Origin of the sequence: Dialister sp., from assembly GCF_047832375.1 — a bacterium.
GTDB lineage: Bacteria > Bacillota > Negativicutes > Veillonellales > Dialisteraceae > Dialister.
Genome location: NZ_CP181256.1, coordinates 2,510,125 through 2,527,688, shown reverse-complemented (window position 1 = coordinate 2,527,688; position 17,564 = coordinate 2,510,125). Strand labels below are relative to the sequence as shown.

The window sequence follows — 17,564 nt, the reverse complement described above, 5'->3', positions numbered from 1 at the left end:
ATTTTACCCTCTCCTGCCAAGATAAATTTACAGGAAATTGAAGGAAATTTGACATTTTGGGATGCGGCTGCCGGGCAGCATCATTCGTGCGGGGGCTGCTAGCTTCTAGCTGCCAGCTTTTAGGAAAGCTCTATAGCCTACGGCATGAATGACTGATGGAAAGGTGAATTGGAAATCGCCGCAGGCGGACCGGCTTTCCTGGCTGCCAGCAGCTAGAAGCTAAAAGCCCCCGCACGAATAGCTCTCCATCCATCAGCATGATAAACCGCAGCTTTGCTGCTGGACCTTAAATCTCAACTCTCAAATCTCAACTCTTCCTTTAATGGTATAATAAATAAAACTACCGTATGCCAAAGGAGGAGCCCCATGAATACGAAGACCCTGGATGAAACAAACAAGAAGATCATTAATGAACTGAAGAAGAACAGCCGCATTTCCATGACGGAACTGGGAAAGAAGGTTTTCCTCACAGGACAGGCGGCGAAGAACCGGATTGAACGGCTCCAGGACCTGGGGGTGGTGGAACGGTACACGGTAAACGTGAACTGCCCGGTCTTTGGCTACACGGTACATGGGGTCTTCCTGCTGCATCTGGAAAAGGATAAAGAGGACGATTTCTATCGCTTCGTCCATACCACGGAGTACCATATCCTCCACTGCTACGAGACGGAAGCGGCGGTCTTCATCGATGCCCATTTCAACAGCGAAGAATCCCGGGATTCTTTCCAAAAGGAGCTCGCCTCTTTCGGCAGCTGCCGTATGTATCCGGTGCTCCGGGAAATTCATGGTATCCATCCGGTAGATGAATAAAGAAAGGTTTGAGGCGGTGCTTACGGGTAGAGTCACCAGCATGGGGCTGCTAGCTTCTAGCTGCCAGCTACCAGGAAACCTCTACAGCCTACGGCACGAATGACCGACGGAGATATCTGGCGGAAAGCGCCGCAGGCGGACCAGCTTTCCTGGCCGCTAGAAGCTAGAAGCTAGAAGCTCCCGCATAAATGGCTCTACCCGTCAGCATACAAATCCGCCGCGAAGCGGCTGTCCAGCTCAAGGCACAATGCTGAAGGCTCAAGGCTCGTGCCTCTACCCGTAACCATACTAATCCTTTCAATCCACCAATCCACTAATTCACTAACCCACTAACCCACTAACCCACTAACCCACTATCCCCCTATTTCAACCCAGGTGATCCTATGCGTATTCTCTTAGCCCCTGATTCTTTTAAAGGCACCCTTTCCTCCCTGGAAGCAGGACATATCCTGGAGGAAGCGGTGCTTTCTCTCTATCCCCAGTGGGAGACAGAAGTGGTTCCCATGGCTGATGGGGGCGAAGGGACCGTGGATGCCCTGGCGGCGGCAGCGGGTGGAGAACCGGTGGTGGACCGGGTGACTGGCCCTTTGGGAAATCCCGTCCTGGCCAGGTCCCTTCGCCTTCCCGGCGGCAGGGCGGTGATGGAGATGGCGGAGGCTTCGGGTCTTCTCCTGGTGCCGGAGGAGAAGAGAAATCCCTGGCTTACCTCCACCTTCGGTACCGGCGAAATGATGGCCCGCGCTTTAGACCGGGGAGACCGGCACATTTACATGGGCATCGGCGGCAGTGCTACCTGCGATGGCGGCATGGGAGCCATGGAAGCCCTTGGCGTCCGGTTTCCGGATAGGGATGGAAACCCACTCCCGGGCCGGGGATCGTCCCTGGGAAAGGTAGAGACCATAGACCTGTCCGGTATCCATGAAGGCGTGAAAAATTTGGACCTCACCATCCTGGGGGACGTGACGAATCCCCTCTGCGGAAACCGGGGCGCTGCCCGGGTCTTTGGACCCCAGAAAGGGGCAGACCCGGCCATGGTGGAGGCATTGGAAGCAGGCATGGTCCACTACAGAGGGGTACTGGAGAGGACATTTGGCAGGGACCTGGAGTGCCTTTCCGGCGGCGGTGCGGCGGGTGGCCTGGGAGCGGCGCTGCTCCTTTTCCTCCATGGCACCATGGCTTCCGGGGCAGAAAAGGTACTGGAACTTGCCCGTTTCGACCGGCGTCTGGAAACGGCGGACCTGGTCATCACCGGGGAAGGGAGGACCGATGGCCAGAGCGGAGAAGGAAAGATTACGGGCCGTATTGCGGCCCACTGCAAAAAGAAGGGGGTTCCCTGTGTCGTCCTCTCCGGATCTTTGGGAGAAGGATGGGAGAGCCTCCTTTCCCTGGGGGCTGCGGCGGTCCTTCCGGCAGCGGAAGGGGAGGATATCCAGAAATCCATGAAGGAGCCGAAAGCCTGGTACCGGAATGCGGCAGAGCGGTTCTTAAAGGAAAGATTTGAGAGTTGAGGCCCAGCGGCTTGGCGGCAGGAAAGTGGCTAGTGACTGATATCTGGTGGCTGGGCCAACAGCGGCTCTGTCACCATTTCAATTGGCGGCGCTACCGGTACACCGTCATCTCGAGCGGTGGAAGCATCGTAATGACACAAAACATAAAAATAGAATGTGAGAGAGAGTCGAGAGATCTCGCAGAAAAATACCGCTGACGATCTTACAACGCCGACAATGGTTGCAAAATCCTGTATCCTCAAACGCAAGAAAGATTTCTCGACTCATCGTAGCTGTAGCGATTCTTAGCTGCATCGTCACTTAGCATGCTGCCACCGCTCGAAATGACGATATTGGTGAGGGCTAATATAGGATTTATTCAAAAATTACTATGTGGAATTAACCCAAATATGCTTGAAATGACACACTAGCTGCTAGTGGCCAGGAAAGCTCAGCAGCCTGCGGCGTTCCATCAGATATTTCCGATAGATTCTCATGCCGAAGGCTGGTCAGCTTTCCTAAAAGCTAACAGCTAGAAGCTAGAAGCCCCGCCCTTTTGGACGCACGCCCAGCCACATGATATCTGGCCCAAAGGGCCTGTCCGGCTCAAGGCACAAGGCTCAAGGCACAAGGCTAAAGACTCAAGGCCCGCGACTCTGATCGTAACCATGCCAAGCCGCAAATAGGAAAATAAAAAATTCGCGGCGCTACCTAATCTGATGCGCCGCACCGCCACTCCTCACTCCTAATTCCTCACTCCTAACTGATGGACGGAGTCTTTTACAACGGAATGGGAAGTCACATCATCACACAAATCCGCCATTTGCCCCTTCCCCCTTTCAGTGCTATAATGGATAAACGCAATATATCTCAGTTGTCATCTGTTAACCAACTCTAAAAAACAGGAGGAACGATGAAAAAAGCGATTATACTATCCAGCGGGGGCGTGGATTCTACCACCTGCGTATCCCTGGCTGTGGACCGACTGGGAGCAGAAAACGTTGTGACTGCTTCTATTTTTTATGGCCAGAAACACAAGAAGGAAATCCTGGCGGCCCGGAAAGTGGCGGAGTACTACCACCTGAAGCACTATGAATTCGACCTGTCCCAGATTTTCCGGTATTCCAACTGTTCTCTCCTGGCAAACTCTACACAGGAAATCGTCCATGAGAGCTATGCCCAGCAGATAGCAGAAAACGGGGAAGGAAAGGTGTCCACCTATGTGCCTTTCCGGAACGGCCTCATGCTGTCCACCGCTGCATCCCTGGCGGCATCCCTCTTCGAAGATGAGGACGTGGACATTTACATTGGCGCCCATGCCGACGATGCCGCCGGCGATGCCTATGCCGACTGCAGTGAACCATTCCTGAAGGCCATGGGCGATGCCATCCGCATCGGTACCTACGGCAAGGTGCACCTCGTATTCCCCTTTGCCAAAATGAACAAAGCCGGCGTGGTGGCTACGGGCCTCAAGCTGAAGACCCCCTATGAGCTCACCTGGAGCTGCTACGAAGGGGGAGACAAACCCTGCGGCACCTGCGGCACCTGCATCGACCGGGCCGCCGCCTTCGCCGCCAACGGAGTGAAGGATCCGGCGCTGGAAAAGAATTGAGGCCTGGCGGCTTGCATTCTGATGGACAGAGTCATCAGGGGCGGGGCTGCTAGCTGCTAGCTCCTGGGAAAGCTGATCTGCCTGCGGCGCTTGTGTGGCTGGGCGTGTGTGCGAACGGACGTGCCTTGAGCATTTAGCCTTGAGCCTTGAGCTGGTCGGCCCGCGGCTTCGCCGCATCCATCCTGCGGCTTTGCCGCGGCCCTTCTCTAAGGGCCTGCATGCTGGGGATAGTGGAGACTTCAGACAGTCAGCCAATCAGAGGACAGACAGATTCCGCGGTGGAGCGGCATAATCGAAATACAAAAATTGCGGCGCCCTATTATTCTGATGCGCCGCACATCCACTCCTCACTCCTCACTCCTCACTCCTAACTCCTAACTCCTAACTCCTAACTTCTCCCTCCTGACTCACCAACCCACTAACTCACTAACTCACTAACTCACATATATGAAAGGACTATCCCATGTACACCGTAACAAAACGAATGGAAATTTCCGGTGCCCATTTCCTGCACCTGGACTATGAAAGCAAGTGCTCCAACCTCCATGGGCACAACTGGATCATCACCGTCACCGTACAGAGCGAGACCCTGGACAAGAACGGCATGGTGGTGGATTTCAGCAAAATCAAGGAAACCGTGAATCAGTTCGACCACCACCTCATCAATGACGTGCTGGGAGACCTGAATCCCACCGCTGAGAACATGGCCAAGTGGATCTGCGACCATATTCCCTGCTGCATCCGGGTATCCGTCCAGGAAACGGAAGGAAACGTGGCAACCTATGAGAAGTAAGTACGCCTACGATGACGGACTCTTCCACATCACCGAGATTTTTGACAGCATCGACGGGGAAGGGAAGAGGACCGGCTTCATGGCCACCTTTGTCCGGCTGGCAGGCTGCAACCTCCGCTGCAATTACTGCGACACTGCCTATTCCCTGTCCCTTGCGGATACGGAGGAGGCGCTCACGGAAGAGGAGCTGGTGGAAAGAATCCGCCAATATCCATGGAAGCGGATTACCCTGACCGGCGGGGAGCCCATGCTCCATCCCCTGCACCATCTCTGCGAAAGTCTGGGGGAAGAAGGGTATGACATCAATATAGAAACCAACGGCGCCGTCCCCCTGTGGCGGCAGCGGCCGGAGGGAGTCTTCTATACCATGGATTTCAAATGCACCGGAAGCGGCATGAAATCCTTCATGAACCGGGACAATTTCAAACTCCTGGGCCCGGAGGATGTGCTGAAATTCGTGGTGAGCTCCGTGGAAGACATGGAGGAAATGAAGGAAATCGTGGAAAAAGATTTCCAAAGAAATACCCATCCCCAGTTCTTTGTGAGTCCCGTGTGGGGGCGCATTGAACCATCGGAACTGGTGTATTTTGTAAGAAATAACAGGCTGCAGGAAGTACGGGTCCAGGTGCAGCTGCATAAGATCATCTGGGACCCTGACAGGAGAGGCGTTTAATTATGGATATGGAAAAACTGGAACAGGCGGCCCGGCTCATCATCGAAGCCGTAGGCGATGATCCCGACAGGGAAGGCCTCCGGGAGACACCGAAACGGTTTGCGGACATGATGGCGGAACAGTTCGCCTATACCGGCGTGTCCAATGAAGACATTGCCCGGGAATTTGAAAAGACCTTTGCCACCCCGGAAAATGATATGGTGGTGGTGAAGGATATCCCCATCTTTTCCCACTGTGAACACCACATTGCCCTCATGTACAACATGAAGGCCGCCGTGGGCTACATCCCCCATGGCCGGGTCATCGGGCTGTCGAAAATTGCCCGCATCGCCGATGCCGTATCCAAACGGTTCCAGATCCAGGAACGGATTGGCACGGACATCCGGGATGTGATGAAACTGGTGACGAAGTCCGACGATGTCATCGTCTACATCGAAGGAGAACACTCCTGCATGACCGCCCGGGGCATCAGGAAACCCGGTACAAAGACAAGAACCATCGCTTCCTCCGGCGCCTTCAAGAAAGATAGCGCCCTGAGAAAAGAATTCATGGAACTGGCGGGGAAGTGAAGCTGAGATCGAGGTCGACATCGAGATCGAGGCAATCAGCGGCTTCGCCGCCGAAACCGAAAGTGCCGTACCGAGAGGACGGCACTTTTTCAGATTCCGGAGCAGCATACTGGAGGGGAGAGTCATTTGTGTGGGGGGCTTCCAGCTGCTAGCATCCAGCTGCCAGGAAAGCTGGATAGCCTACGGCGAAAAAAGAATTGAGAGTTGAGGTTCCGCGGCTTCGCCGCCATTGGAATCCTAATGACTCTGCACAAATAACGTGCCATTGACTCAGCAGGAGGCTCTCTTCCCAGAAGAGAGCTGTCCACCGGACTGAGAGATGGTGATGGATTTGGCCCGTAGGGCCTGTTCAGCTTTCCTGATTGCTAACAGCTAGCTTCTGGCAGCTGGGAAAGCTGGCCCAGCCTACGGCATGAAAGACTGACGGAAATACCGGATAGGAAGCGCCGCAGGCAAATCAGCTTTCCTAACAGCTAGGAGCTAGAGGCTAGAAGCTCCATGCGAATGCCTCTATCCATCAGCAGGCAATCCCGCCGCGCAGCGGCTGTCCAGCTCAAGGCTCAAGGCTCAAAGCTAAAGGCTGTATCTCTAACCGTAAGCATGCCAACCTGCTAACCTTCGATCTCGACCTCGGTCTCGATCTGCCTCACTATCCCTCTTTCCTTTCCCTCTTGTGGTATAATAAATGTGATTATATGCCCAATTTGCGGCGGCCGTGGGAGAATGGCCGTCAAAAAGGACAGATTTTACTACAGGAGTGTTATATATGAAAAATTCTGATATCCGTCGCGAACGGCCGCAGAAGAAATCCTCCTTTTTCAAGAGGGTCCTTGTGTTCCTGCTGGTCATCGTGATGATTGCCGGAGCCGGCGCAGCGGCGGGGTTCTTCGTGTCCGTATCCCGGCACCTGCCGGACGTGACGGCCAACATCCAGCCGAATGCTTCCTCCCGCATCTACGATGATAAGGGACGGCTTATTACCACGGTGCACGCAGAAGAAAACCGTATCCCCGTGCCCATTACCCAGGTTCCCCAGAACCTGCAGAATGCCTTCGTGGCAGCGGAAGATGTCCGTTTCTATGAACACCACGGCATAGACCCCCGGGGTATCCTCCGTGCCGTATGGTCCAATGTGATCACCCATAACGCCACCGGCCAGGGCGGGTCCACCATTACCCAGCAGCTGGCGAGAAACGCCTTCCTCACCCAGGAACAGACACTGAAGAGAAAACTCCTGGAAGTGGTTCTGGCGCTGCAGATTGAAAACAAGTACACCAAGAAGCAGATCCTGGAAATGTACATGAACCAGATTTATTTCGGCCAGGGCTGCTATGGCATCCAGACAGCATCCAAGGTATATTTCGGCAAAGACGTGAAAGACCTCACCCTGCCCCAGTGTGCCATGCTGGCAGGGCTCCCAAACAGCCCGAACTACTACTCCCCCTTCCGGAGCCTGGAAGCGGCAAAATACCGCCAGGGCATCGTACTGGACCAGATGGCTAAGTACGGCTATATTTCCCAGGCCGATGCGGAAGCAGCCAAGAAGGCGGACCTCCACCTGGCAAAGCCCCAGACCAATAAGGGCACCGACAGCACAGCCTCCTATTTCATCAGCTACGTAATCCAGACCATCAGCGACAAGTATGATTCCGATGCCATCTACAAAGAGGGTCTCCAGGTATACACTACCCTGGACCTGGATATGCAGAAGGAAGCAGAAAAGACACTGAAAGCGGACCTGCCGAAGGGAACGAAGGACTCCAAGGGACTGACCCAGCCCCAGGGCGCCCTTATGACCATCGAAGTAGGCACCGGCCATATCAAAGCCATGGTCGGCGGCCGGGGAGAAGACCACTTCAACCGCGCCACCCAGATGGTCCGCCAGCCGGGCTCCTCTTTCAAACCCTTCGTATACCTTACGGCCTTTGAAAACAAATTCAGCCCCTACGACACCATCAGCAACGAAAAGAAAACCTACGGCGGCGGATGGACCCCGAAGAACTACGGCGGCACTTCCGGCGGACAGGTGACACTGGAAGAAGCCCTCGTCCACTCCATGAATATCCCCACCATTGACCTGGCCAATAAAGTGGGTATGAAGAAAATCCTGGACACCGCAGAAGCCTGCGGCATTTCCACCCTCGTAAAGACGGGCAAGAAGAACGATGATAACCTGGCAGCCTCCATCGGCGGTCTTACCAATGGCGTCTCCGTGTATGACATGGCCAAGGCCTACAGCGTCTTCGCCAACGGCGGCAAGCTTATCGAACCGACGGCCATCATGAAAGTGGTGGACCGGAACGGCAACGTCCTGGAAGATCACTCCGGCAAGCAGGAAGGCAAGCAGGTGGTCAGTGAAAACGCGGTATACCGCCTCACCAGCATCCTGGAAGAAGTCATTTCCCGGGGCACCGGCGGCAACGCCTACATCGGCCGCACCGCAGCCGGCAAGACCGGTACCACCGATGACGAACACGACGCATGGTTCGTGGGCTACACCCCTGAACTGGTGACCGCCGTCTGGATCGGCGACGATACATCCACCAATGCCGGCTACACCGGCGGCACCATCCCGGCAGCTATCTGGAGGGACTTCATGGAACAGGCCCTCTCCGCCTATAAGACAAAGAGCTTCGATATTCCCCAGGCGGTAAGAGAAGAAAATGCCAGAGCCCAGGCCGCGCAGGCAGCCCAGGCGGCAAAAGCCAAGAAACAGGAAGACACAAAGAAAAAGGACGATAAAGCCGCCACAGCCAATAAGGCCGCAGGAAACAAACTCCTGGACCGTATCACCGGCAAGGACACGGCTAAGCCGTCTGAAGCAGACAGCACGAAGACGAACTGATGCATAGCTGAAAAAGAGCAGTCCCCAAATGGGGCTGCTCTTTTTTTGAAGAATTGAGATTTGAGGAAAGAGAATTGAGGTCCAGCGGCAGAGCCGCAAAAAGCTGCATGCTGACGGGTATCCTCACCTGTTGAGAACACCGGTAAGCGAGTGCCCCCTTGGAGAAGGGGGCAGCCCAAAGGGCAGGGGATGGATCCGCCTCGAAGAGGCGGGTTCTGCGAAGCAGGGGATTCGTACAAATCCCGTCAATCCATCCTGCGCCTTTGGCGCGGCCCTTCTCCAAGGGCCTGCATGATTGGGAAAGGATTGAGAATTGAGTAAAGAGAATTGAGATCCCGCGGCTTCGCCGCCGTTGGAATCCTGATGGCTCTAATCCCCAAAGCCGTGAAAATGACTCTACACGAGGCTCCTTCCCTGGGAAGGGGCTGCCCACCGGGCTGGGGTTAGCTGATGGAAAATGACCGGAGGCGCCGCAGGCTGGCCATCTGGGCCTCGATCTGAATCAGGGTGCATTTGTTGCGAAGCAACTTGCTGCCTGGACACAAGTGTCTTGTCTCAATCACATTTATGCTAATGATAGTTTAATTATATGATAACTTAGTAATAGATTTGCAAGTGAAAACTACCCCATAACGTCATTTCGAGCGGTGTGGACATGCCAAATAGCTCTATCCATAAAAATCGCTACAGCTCCGATGAGTCGAGAAATCTTTCCGGTAAATGACTATGACGGTGTAAAAAGAAAGAATTGAGAATTGAGTGAAGAGGATTGAGGCTTGGCCGCTTCGCGGCGGAGACATCAGACAGTCAGACATTCAGAAGTCAGACGGGCCAGCGGCTTCGCAGCAAAGGTAATAAGCTAAATTGGAGATAATCCCAATCATGCAGCCCCTTGGAGAAGGGGCGCGGCAAAGCCGCAGGATGGATTAATGGAAGCGCCGCAGGCGGATCATCTTTCCTGAAAGCTAGCCGCTAACAGCTGGAAGCCCCCATATATTCAGCCGCTCATTCGCCCATTCGTCATCGGCCCAAAGGGCCTGACCGGCTCAAGGCCCAAGGCTCAAGGCTCAAGCCTCCGCCCGTTCCCACGGCCATTGCCCAATCAAGCATAAAATAAAACCATGGGATTTCCAATGACAGGAAATCCCATGGTTTTATTTTGTTTTTTATTTCTTTCCCAGATTCCGGAAGAGCATATCCACGAATTTTTCCGCATCCGCGTTCAGGGCCACCTTCGCAGTGATGGGGTCCCGGAATTTCTTCGTGTTGTGGAAGTCCGCCACCATGCGGCCGTCGCAGGGACCGCCATAGGTATCGATGTCCACGTTGGCGTCCGCCAGTTCCGTGATTACCGTGGGATCGATGAGGTAGGCAATGGCCAGGGCGTCGTGGATGGGAGCCCGGTCGTTGTCGTAGCGGTAGAGGAGGGTGGAGGCCACGGTGCCCGGGGTGTGGCGGAGCTGGTAGTTATGGTCCGACACATCGTTTACTTTGAGGTTGTCGATCCGCTTCTGTACCATGGTGGAGGCGAAGAGGGCTTCCGGTGTACCCAGTGCCTTGAGTTCCTTATTCTGTTCTTCCGTGATGCAGGCCCGCCAGGTGGCATCCAGGGGAAGGATGACCTTGGGAATGGGTGAGTCCATTACGATTTTGGCGGCTTCCGGGTCGGCGTAGAAGTTGAATTCCGCAGCGGCGCTGGCGTTGGCGCCGGTATGGCCGCCGCCCATGATGACCATTTCTTTGATTTTCCCGGCAATCCCCGGTTCGATGCGGGGGGCCATGGCAATGTTAGTAAGGGGTCCTACAGAGGCCAGGGAAATATCACCGTCCGACTCCATGAGCTTCTTCACCAGAAAGAAGACGGCGTGCTCCTTCTCGGCGGTAATGCGGGCTTCCGGAAGGGGCAGGAAATCACCGTGGCAGTCGTTCAGGGTGACCCGGGGAAGGCCAGGCTTCCTTCCGGGGATTTCATTGCAAAAAATAGGGTTTTCGCAGCCCCGGTACACGGGGACCTTGGATTTCATGAACTGTACCACCCGCAGGGCGTTTTCCGTGGTCTTGGGAACGATGCGGTTTCCGTTCACCGTGGTAATGGCCAGAAGGTCGATGGAAGGATCTTTCATGGCCAGCATGATGGCGATGGCGTCATCGGAACCGGGGTCACAGTCGAGGATTACTTTTTTTACCAATTTCATTTCTCCTTAAATCGTAAAAATATAGGACGCGGTCATGTCGACCAGCAGCATAATGAAGAGAAGGGGCGCTGTCCGCTTCGCCAGACGGATGGGGGTGATACCGGCGGTGCCGGCAATGGCGATGAGGGCGCCGCACACCGGCGACGAAGCCCGGCCGATGGACGTGGCCAGTTCCATCGGGAGCAGCAGGGTGAGGGTAGGCACACAGAGCTTGGCGGCTACTGCCGGCGTCAGGGGCCCGAAGGCAAAGAAGGGGGCGGCGCCGCTGCCCATGATGATAGCGAAGAGGTAGGTAATGCCGGTGAGAAGAATCATGATAATCACCGCAGCTCCCTGCATGTCGGAAATCATATTGGTGAATATGGTGATGCCGCCCAGGATTTTAATGCCCTCCGCGAAGACGGAGGCGGAGATGATGATGGACACCACAGAAACGAAGACGTTTGCCATGCCCTTCAGGATGACCACCATGTCGGAGGGAATGGCACTCCGGTCTTTCCGGCGGATGAATTCGCAGAGGAAGGTGAAGGCAAAGCCCATGAAATTGGCGGTAATCACGTCGATTTTCGTGCCGGGAATGAAGTAGTCCGCAAAGACGATGACCAGGGGAATGAGGGGAAGGAAAATGTAGAAGAAAGGCACATCGGGATTTTCGATTTCCCGGGACTCCGATACTTCGCCCTCTTCTTCGGGGTGGAGGCTGTCTTTTCTATCCATGTACCGGTAATAGAAAGGGATGAGGACGGCAGTGACAAGAATGATGGCCAGGGCCGCCTTGGACTGGTAGTCCAGGAACATTTCCACCACGTTCATCTAGGCCACGGTGGACATGAAGAGGGTGCTGCCATCATTGGGGCCGTAGTCCAGGCAGAGCAGGGCCAGTACCGAGGCAGCGGTGATGGGCCGGATGCCCAGGGCAATGAATACGGGAAATACGGTGGCCAGCATGAGTACCGCCAGGCTTGCCTGGCTCGTGAGCACCAGTTTCAGGCACATGCCTACGAGGTAGAAGGCGGACAGGAGAAGGTACTTGTTCCGGATACCGCCGAGGAGATGGCTGGCGGTGAAGGCCAGCTTCGTGGAAGCACCGATGTGCTTCATGTAGGTGGCATAGCCGGTGACCACCATGATCAGGGTGCCGATGCCGGCGATGTTCTTCTTGAAGGTGGCCGTGAGAAAGCCAAAGGTATCAAGGAATACATTGCCCAGGGACCCCTTGGGCAGGATGGGGGTACCTGTCAGAAGGCTGGCAGCCATGAGAATCACGATGCCCGAAGCAAAGAACACGAAAATGGCATTATACTTCTTCAGTATAAGCCGGGCCACCATCACGGCGAAAAGAATGGTGAGACCGATGAGAAACCAGTCAAACATGGGAACCTCCTCCATAAAAAAAGACGGTCAATTGCCGTCAATGGGGAGATATGCCGCTTCGCGGCAAGATTTGAGAGTTGAGAGTTGAGGTCCCGCGGCTTCGCCGAAAAGAGTTAACCCTCCCTTGCTTGCAAGGGAGGGGGGACCGCCTTGCGGTGGGTGGGTTGCTGCGAAGCAGCTGGTGCCCGAGCTACCAGATATCAACCACTAGCTACTCATTAGCCGCAGGCGAATCAGCTTTCCTGAAAGCTAGCCGCTAGAAGCTAAAAGCCCCTGCACGTTCACAGGGCGCCCAGCCACCCGTCAGCTCCCCCGCAAACGACCCTATCCGCAAGCACGCAACCGGCTATATACAAAACAGCGGCGCAATACAATTGGTGCGCTGTACCACCCCTGGCCGAAGGCCGCAACCCTGCCCCGCTAACCTGCTAACCCACTAACCTACTAACCCACTAACCCACTATCTCACTGTCTCACTCTATCCCAATCTCACTACCCCACTCTATTCCTCTTTCCCAATCCACACAATCCGTCCGCCCTGCTGTTCGTAGAGGCGGTGGGAGATGGAAAGGACCGTACGTTTCGAGGAGGCCCGGTCCAGGGCTGCCATGACCCTCTTTTCAGTGAGAGAGTCCAGACTGGCAGTCATTTCGTCTAAGAGGAGGAGGGGCGGATTGAAGACCAGGGCCCGGGCGATGGCGAGGAGCTGGAATTCGCCCTGGGAGAAGAGGCCCTCTGTGCAGGGGGTATCCAGCTTTTCCGGCAGGTTCATGCAGCTGTCATAGAGCCCGGCCAGGCGGAGAGCCCGCTCTATGTCCTCTCCCGTTATCCGGGAGTCGCCGAGGGTGATCTGGTCCCGTACGGTGCCCTGGACCATGGGGTAGGACTGGCTCACGATGCCGAAGGTCTTCCGGCGGTCCTCCGGCGGGATGGTGGAAGGGCGCTGGCCGAAGACGGTGATGGTGCCTTCCGTTGGCTCGTAGAGGCCGCAGATGAGCTTGAAAAGGGTGGTTTTGCCGCTGCCCGTGCGGCCGGCGATGGTGATTTTTTCTCCGGCCCTGGCGGTGAGGGAGAAATCATGGAACAGGGGATGGTCCCCGTCATAGGCAAAGGTCATGTGGGAAATGGAAAGGGGCAGGGAGGCTGTCTCTTTCGGGGACTCTTCAGGAATGTCCATTTCTTTTTCCCCCAGAAATTCCCGGATCCGATGGGCCCCGGCCATGGCGGACTGGATGTTTTCGATTTCCATGCCCATGCTCTGGAGGGGGGAGAAAACCTTGTCCACATAGGCGATGAGGGCGGCGGCGGTGCCGGCGGTCATGCCGAAGAGGGCGGTGAAATCGGTGCCGCTGACGGAGAGAATGCACATGAGGGCGATGAGGAAGGCACTGGTGGTGAGGATGATGGGGGAATAGATGGAGTCGTAGAAATTTGTCTTTTCCATGGCGGAAAAGCTCCGGCGGATGGAGGCGCCGTAGCGGCGTTCCATGAATTCTTCGCTTCCCGTGAGGCGGATGGTGCGGATGGTGTGCATGGTTTCCGGAATGATTTCATTGGTTCCTGCCACGGCTTTCCGGTTTTCCACCTGGGCGGCCAGCATGCGCTTCTGGAATGCCCTGGTGAGGAGGAAAAGGAGGGGCAGGGCCATGAGGAGGAGCAGGAAAAGCCCGGGGCTCAGGAAGAATACGGTGATGAGGATGGAAATGATTTTCAATGCATCGGCGGCCATGCTGATGATGCCGGAGTCGAAGAGGTCCTCAATGGTATCCACGTCATTGACGAAGAGGGACGCCACGGCGCCGCCTTCGTGGGTGGTGTAGTAGGATGCGGGCAGGCGGGAAAGTTTTTGCGCCATCACCGTGCGGATGTGGTGGGTCACTTTCTGGCCGAATACGGTGATGTAGGATTCCTTGGCGGAATCTGCCAGTCCCGACAGGGCGGTGAGGCCGAAGTACAGGAGCCCCAGGAGCAGCAGGCCCTTTGCGGTGGCGCTCCCTGCAGTGAGGCTGTCGATGGCCCGCTGGAGAATGAGGGGCGGCAGGACCCCCAGCACCAGGGACACCAGGATCACCGCCAGCAGGCAGGCCGTGAGCCGGGGCTCCATGGCAGCGGCGGAGAGGATGATGCCTTTTAAGGTATGACCGGATGGTTTCATGATGACTCCTTTGGGAAATAGTGGGATAGTGAGTTAGTGAGTTAGTGGAAAATTAGGAATGAGGAATGGTGGTGCGGCGCACAATTCATATAGCGCCGCAAATTTTTATATTTTTTTCGGTTTGGCATGGTTACGTATAGAGTCACGAGCCTTGAGCATTCAGCCTTGAGCCTTGAGCTGTATAGCCGCTGCGCGGCGGTTTGGCATGCTGTTGGGCAGAGTCAAACGCATGAGGGCTTCTAGCTGCTAGCTCCTAGCTTCTAGTGTCTTGTCTCAATCACATTTGTGCTAATGATTGCTTAATTGTATGATAACTTAGTGATAGATTTGCAAGTGGAAACTCTCCCCCAAATAACGTCATTTCGAGCGGTGGTAGCATGCAAAGTGATTGTGCAGGTAAAAATCGCTACAGCTACGATGAGTCGAGAAATCTTTCTTGCGTACGGGAATACAGGGCTTTGCAACCGTTGTCGGCATTGTAAGACCGTCAGAGGCATTTTTCTGAGAGATCTCTCGACTCTTTCTCACATTCTATTCTTACGTTTCACTTCATTACGGTGCTTACCACCGGAGGAAGCGTGTCACTGGATTCTCAGTCGCCTGCGGCTCCCTGCGAATCCAGTTCCCTTGCCACCGCTCGAGATGACGAGTTAGGGATAGAGTCAAATGTATTTAATGACGGAAAGAAAATGTAATAATGCACTCAAGTCAGCGTTAATCATTATCCCAAATGTGATTGAGACGCATCACTAGGAAAGATTTACAGCCTACGGCGCGAATGGCTGGCGAAAATATCGGATGGGAAGCGCCGCAGGCGGACCAGCTTTCCTGGACGCTAACAGCTAGAAGCTAGCAACCCCATGCCGGTGACTCTATCCAACAGCATGCCAGACTGCGGCGAAGCCGCGGGACCTCAATTCTCTTCACTCAATTCTCAACTCTATTCTGTAATGTATACATCTTCCGATACTCCCCATTGGTCTCCATGAGTTTCTCATGGGTGGAGGTGTCCACTTTTCCTTCCGGTCCCACCCAGAGGACCTGGGAGAGGGAGGGGAAGAAGCGGAGGCGGTGGGAGATGAGGAGGACAATGGAATCTTTCAGGAGAGGGCGGATGCGGGCAAGGATATGGTCTTCGGTGGCGTAGTCCACGGCGGCGAAGGGATCGTCCAGGATCACCAGGGGCCGGCGGTGGTAGAGGGCCTTGGCCAGGGCGATGCGGGCCTGCTGGCCTCCGGAGAGGCGGATGCCCCCTTCGCCGATGGCCGTATGGATACCCTCCGGGAAGGAGGCGATATCCTTTTCCAGGTCCGCCCCGTGGAGGGCTTCTTCCAGGTTCCCCGGCCTGCCGAGGCGGATATTGTCTTCGATGGTGGCGGAAAGGAGTTCCGGGTCGTGGCCCATGTAGGAAACAAGGCCTGCCGGGTCCATTTCTTTTCCCAGTTCCCTGCCGCCCCAGGTGATGGAACCGGCGAAGGGGGATTCGGCAAGGAACAGGCGGCCCAGGGTGGATTTCCCGGAGGCAATTTTCCCGGTGACCCCGATGATTTCTCCGGGCTTTGCGGTGAGAGAGAAATCGCGGATGACCGGCTTTTCACCGCCGGGATAGGTGAAGGAAACGTTCTTTACAGATAGCATATCCGGTGTGGCGGCTTTCAGGTCTTCTCCGGGAATGTCTGACAGGTACCCATGGATCCGGGCCCAGGAAACTTCTGCCTTCTGTACCGCGTTGAACAGGTGGGCGGCATGGGAGGATTTCACGGCCAGGTGGGTGAAGCAGGACAGGAAGGTGGCAAAGGCAGCAATATTCCAGTCTGTCCAGCCGATGCCCATCACATTTTTGCCGCCGAGCCAGAGAATGAAAATGGCACCGGTCATGGCGATGACCTGGTACAAGGGCTCCATGGTATTTTCCCAAAGGTTGGAGCGGATCATTTTCTTTTCATAGTCCACCAGGTGGTCTTCGTACCGGTGGTTCTGGGCCTTTTCTTCCCCAAAGATGCGGTAGGTCAGGGCATTCCGGATGCGGTCCACCGTGGCGGAGGACAGGCGGCCGGCGGATTCCTTGGACAGCCTGCCGGCGGTGGTGATGACCTTCTTCAGCTTCCCTGCCAGGATGTAGGCGGCAGGGGGGAAGAGGAGCACCAGCACCGTAAGGCGCCAGTCGTAGTAAAGCAGCATGGCCACATAGGCCACCATGACCACGCCGGTGTCGAAGATTTCCGTGGTGAATTTTCGCATGCCCTCTACGCAGGCATCTACGTCGGAAATGACCCGGGTCATGAGGCTGCCGGTGCCTTTCTCCAGAAGCTTTTTCCGGGGGAGCCGGATGAGGTGGCGGTAAATGACCTGCTTCATGAGGAGGCTCGTCTCGTTGGCAAAGCGCCGCACGTAGAGCCGCTTCACGTACCGCATGGCCTGTACGAAGAATATGGAAAGCACGTAGGCGAGAGATAGGAGGATGAGGTCCTTTGCCATCCGGCTGCCGCCAAGAATATCGGCGATATACTGGGCCAGCTGCCCTTCAAACCAGGGCGCCAGCACGAGGCCCACGTTGTACAGGAGGCCGCTCACCGTGGTGACGGCAAGGATTTTCTTTTCTTTCAGGAAATAGTAGGCCACCCGGTCGGGGCCATTCTTTTGATTCATAGGTTCACTTCCTTAAGGGGGAATTTGCTTTCATTATAAAACGGCATACAGTAGGCGTGTCGTAAAGAAATGATAAATTGTGGGAAAGGGAAAGATTTGAGAATTGAGAGTTGAGAGTTGAGGTCCAGCGGCTTCGCCGCAGTATGGATTGGGGAGGACATTAGACAAATCATCTGCGCTGCAGATTCCGCCTCTTTGAGGCGGATCCATCCCCTGCCCTTCGGGCCGCCCCCTTCTCCAAGGGGGCACGCTTTTAACGGTTGTCTCGATAGAAGGGCTAACATTCCATGTGGGACAATCCGTACCCATGCAGGCCCTTAGAGAAGGGCCGCGGCAAAGCCGCAGGATGGATGCCGCGAAGCGGCTGATTCTCTGTGAGCGGTAAGCTGACAGCTGTAAGCA

General features: G+C 55.4%; 10 protein-coding genes and 1 pseudogene. 7 read left to right on the top strand and 4 right to left on the bottom strand.

Going from position 1 to position 17,564, the window contains the following annotated elements; translation table 11 throughout:
- Window positions 1-366 precede the first annotated feature (366 nt).
- The 7 genes from ACFWUL_RS10065 (at window position 367) to ACFWUL_RS10035 (ending at window position 8,789) form a co-directional block, all read left to right on the top strand.
- Entirely contained in the window at window positions 367-810 is a 444-nt protein-coding gene (locus ACFWUL_RS10065; protein WP_416177181.1) for an Lrp/AsnC family transcriptional regulator, read from the top strand.
- 383 nt (window positions 811-1,193) lie between these two features.
- Window positions 1,194-2,318, top strand: a complete 1,125-nt coding sequence (locus ACFWUL_RS10060; protein WP_416177180.1) for a glycerate kinase — start codon at window positions 1,194-1,196, stop codon at window positions 2,316-2,318.
- Window positions 2,319-3,210: 892 nt separating this feature from the next.
- Entirely contained in the window at window positions 3,211-3,909 is a 699-nt protein-coding gene (locus ACFWUL_RS10055) for a 7-cyano-7-deazaguanine synthase (protein ID WP_416177179.1), read from the top strand.
- A gap of 463 nt (window positions 3,910-4,372) precedes the next feature.
- On the top strand, window positions 4,373-4,702 hold the full coding sequence (gene queD, locus ACFWUL_RS10050; protein WP_297023332.1) for a 6-carboxytetrahydropterin synthase QueD: 330 nt from the start codon (window positions 4,373-4,375) through the stop codon (window positions 4,700-4,702).
- On the top strand, window positions 4,692-5,375 hold the full coding sequence (gene queE / locus ACFWUL_RS10045) for a putative 7-carboxy-7-deazaguanine synthase QueE (RefSeq protein WP_416177178.1): 684 nt from the start codon (window positions 4,692-4,694) through the stop codon (window positions 5,373-5,375). The genes queD and queE overlap by 11 nt, the downstream gene beginning before the upstream one ends.
- Before the next feature lie 2 nt (window positions 5,376-5,377).
- Window positions 5,378-5,944 (top strand): GTP cyclohydrolase I FolE, encoded by a 567-nt coding sequence (folE, locus tag ACFWUL_RS10040; protein WP_297023327.1) that lies wholly within the window; start codon window positions 5,378-5,380, stop codon window positions 5,942-5,944.
- 766 nt (window positions 5,945-6,710) lie between these two features.
- The gene (locus tag ACFWUL_RS10035; RefSeq protein ID WP_416177177.1) at window positions 6,711-8,789 is read left to right on the top strand and encodes a transglycosylase domain-containing protein; all 2,079 of its coding nucleotides are present in this window, start codon (window positions 6,711-6,713) and stop codon (window positions 8,787-8,789) included.
- A gap of 1,166 nt (window positions 8,790-9,955) precedes the next feature.
- Here ACFWUL_RS10035 and ACFWUL_RS10030 read toward each other — a convergent pair.
- From ACFWUL_RS10030 to ACFWUL_RS10015, 4 genes and pseudogenes are all read right to left on the bottom strand, one after another.
- Complete coding sequence (locus ACFWUL_RS10030; protein WP_416177176.1) at window positions 9,956-10,978, bottom strand: nucleoside hydrolase; 1,023 nt, start codon at window positions 10,976-10,978, stop codon at window positions 9,956-9,958.
- A 12-nt stretch (window positions 10,979-10,990) separates the two neighbouring features.
- Window positions 10,991-12,358: pseudogene (gene dcuC, locus ACFWUL_RS10025) on the bottom strand (C4-dicarboxylate transporter DcuC).
- Window positions 12,359-12,860: 502 nt separating this feature from the next.
- Window positions 12,861-14,513 (bottom strand): ABC transporter ATP-binding protein, encoded by a 1,653-nt coding sequence (locus tag ACFWUL_RS10020; protein ID WP_416177175.1) that lies wholly within the window; start codon window positions 14,511-14,513, stop codon window positions 12,861-12,863.
- A 927-nt stretch (window positions 14,514-15,440) separates the two neighbouring features.
- The gene (locus ACFWUL_RS10015) at window positions 15,441-17,162 is read right to left on the bottom strand and encodes an ABC transporter ATP-binding protein (RefSeq protein WP_416177174.1); all 1,722 of its coding nucleotides are present in this window, start codon (window positions 17,160-17,162) and stop codon (window positions 15,441-15,443) included.
- Window positions 17,163-17,564: the final 402 nt, after the last annotated feature.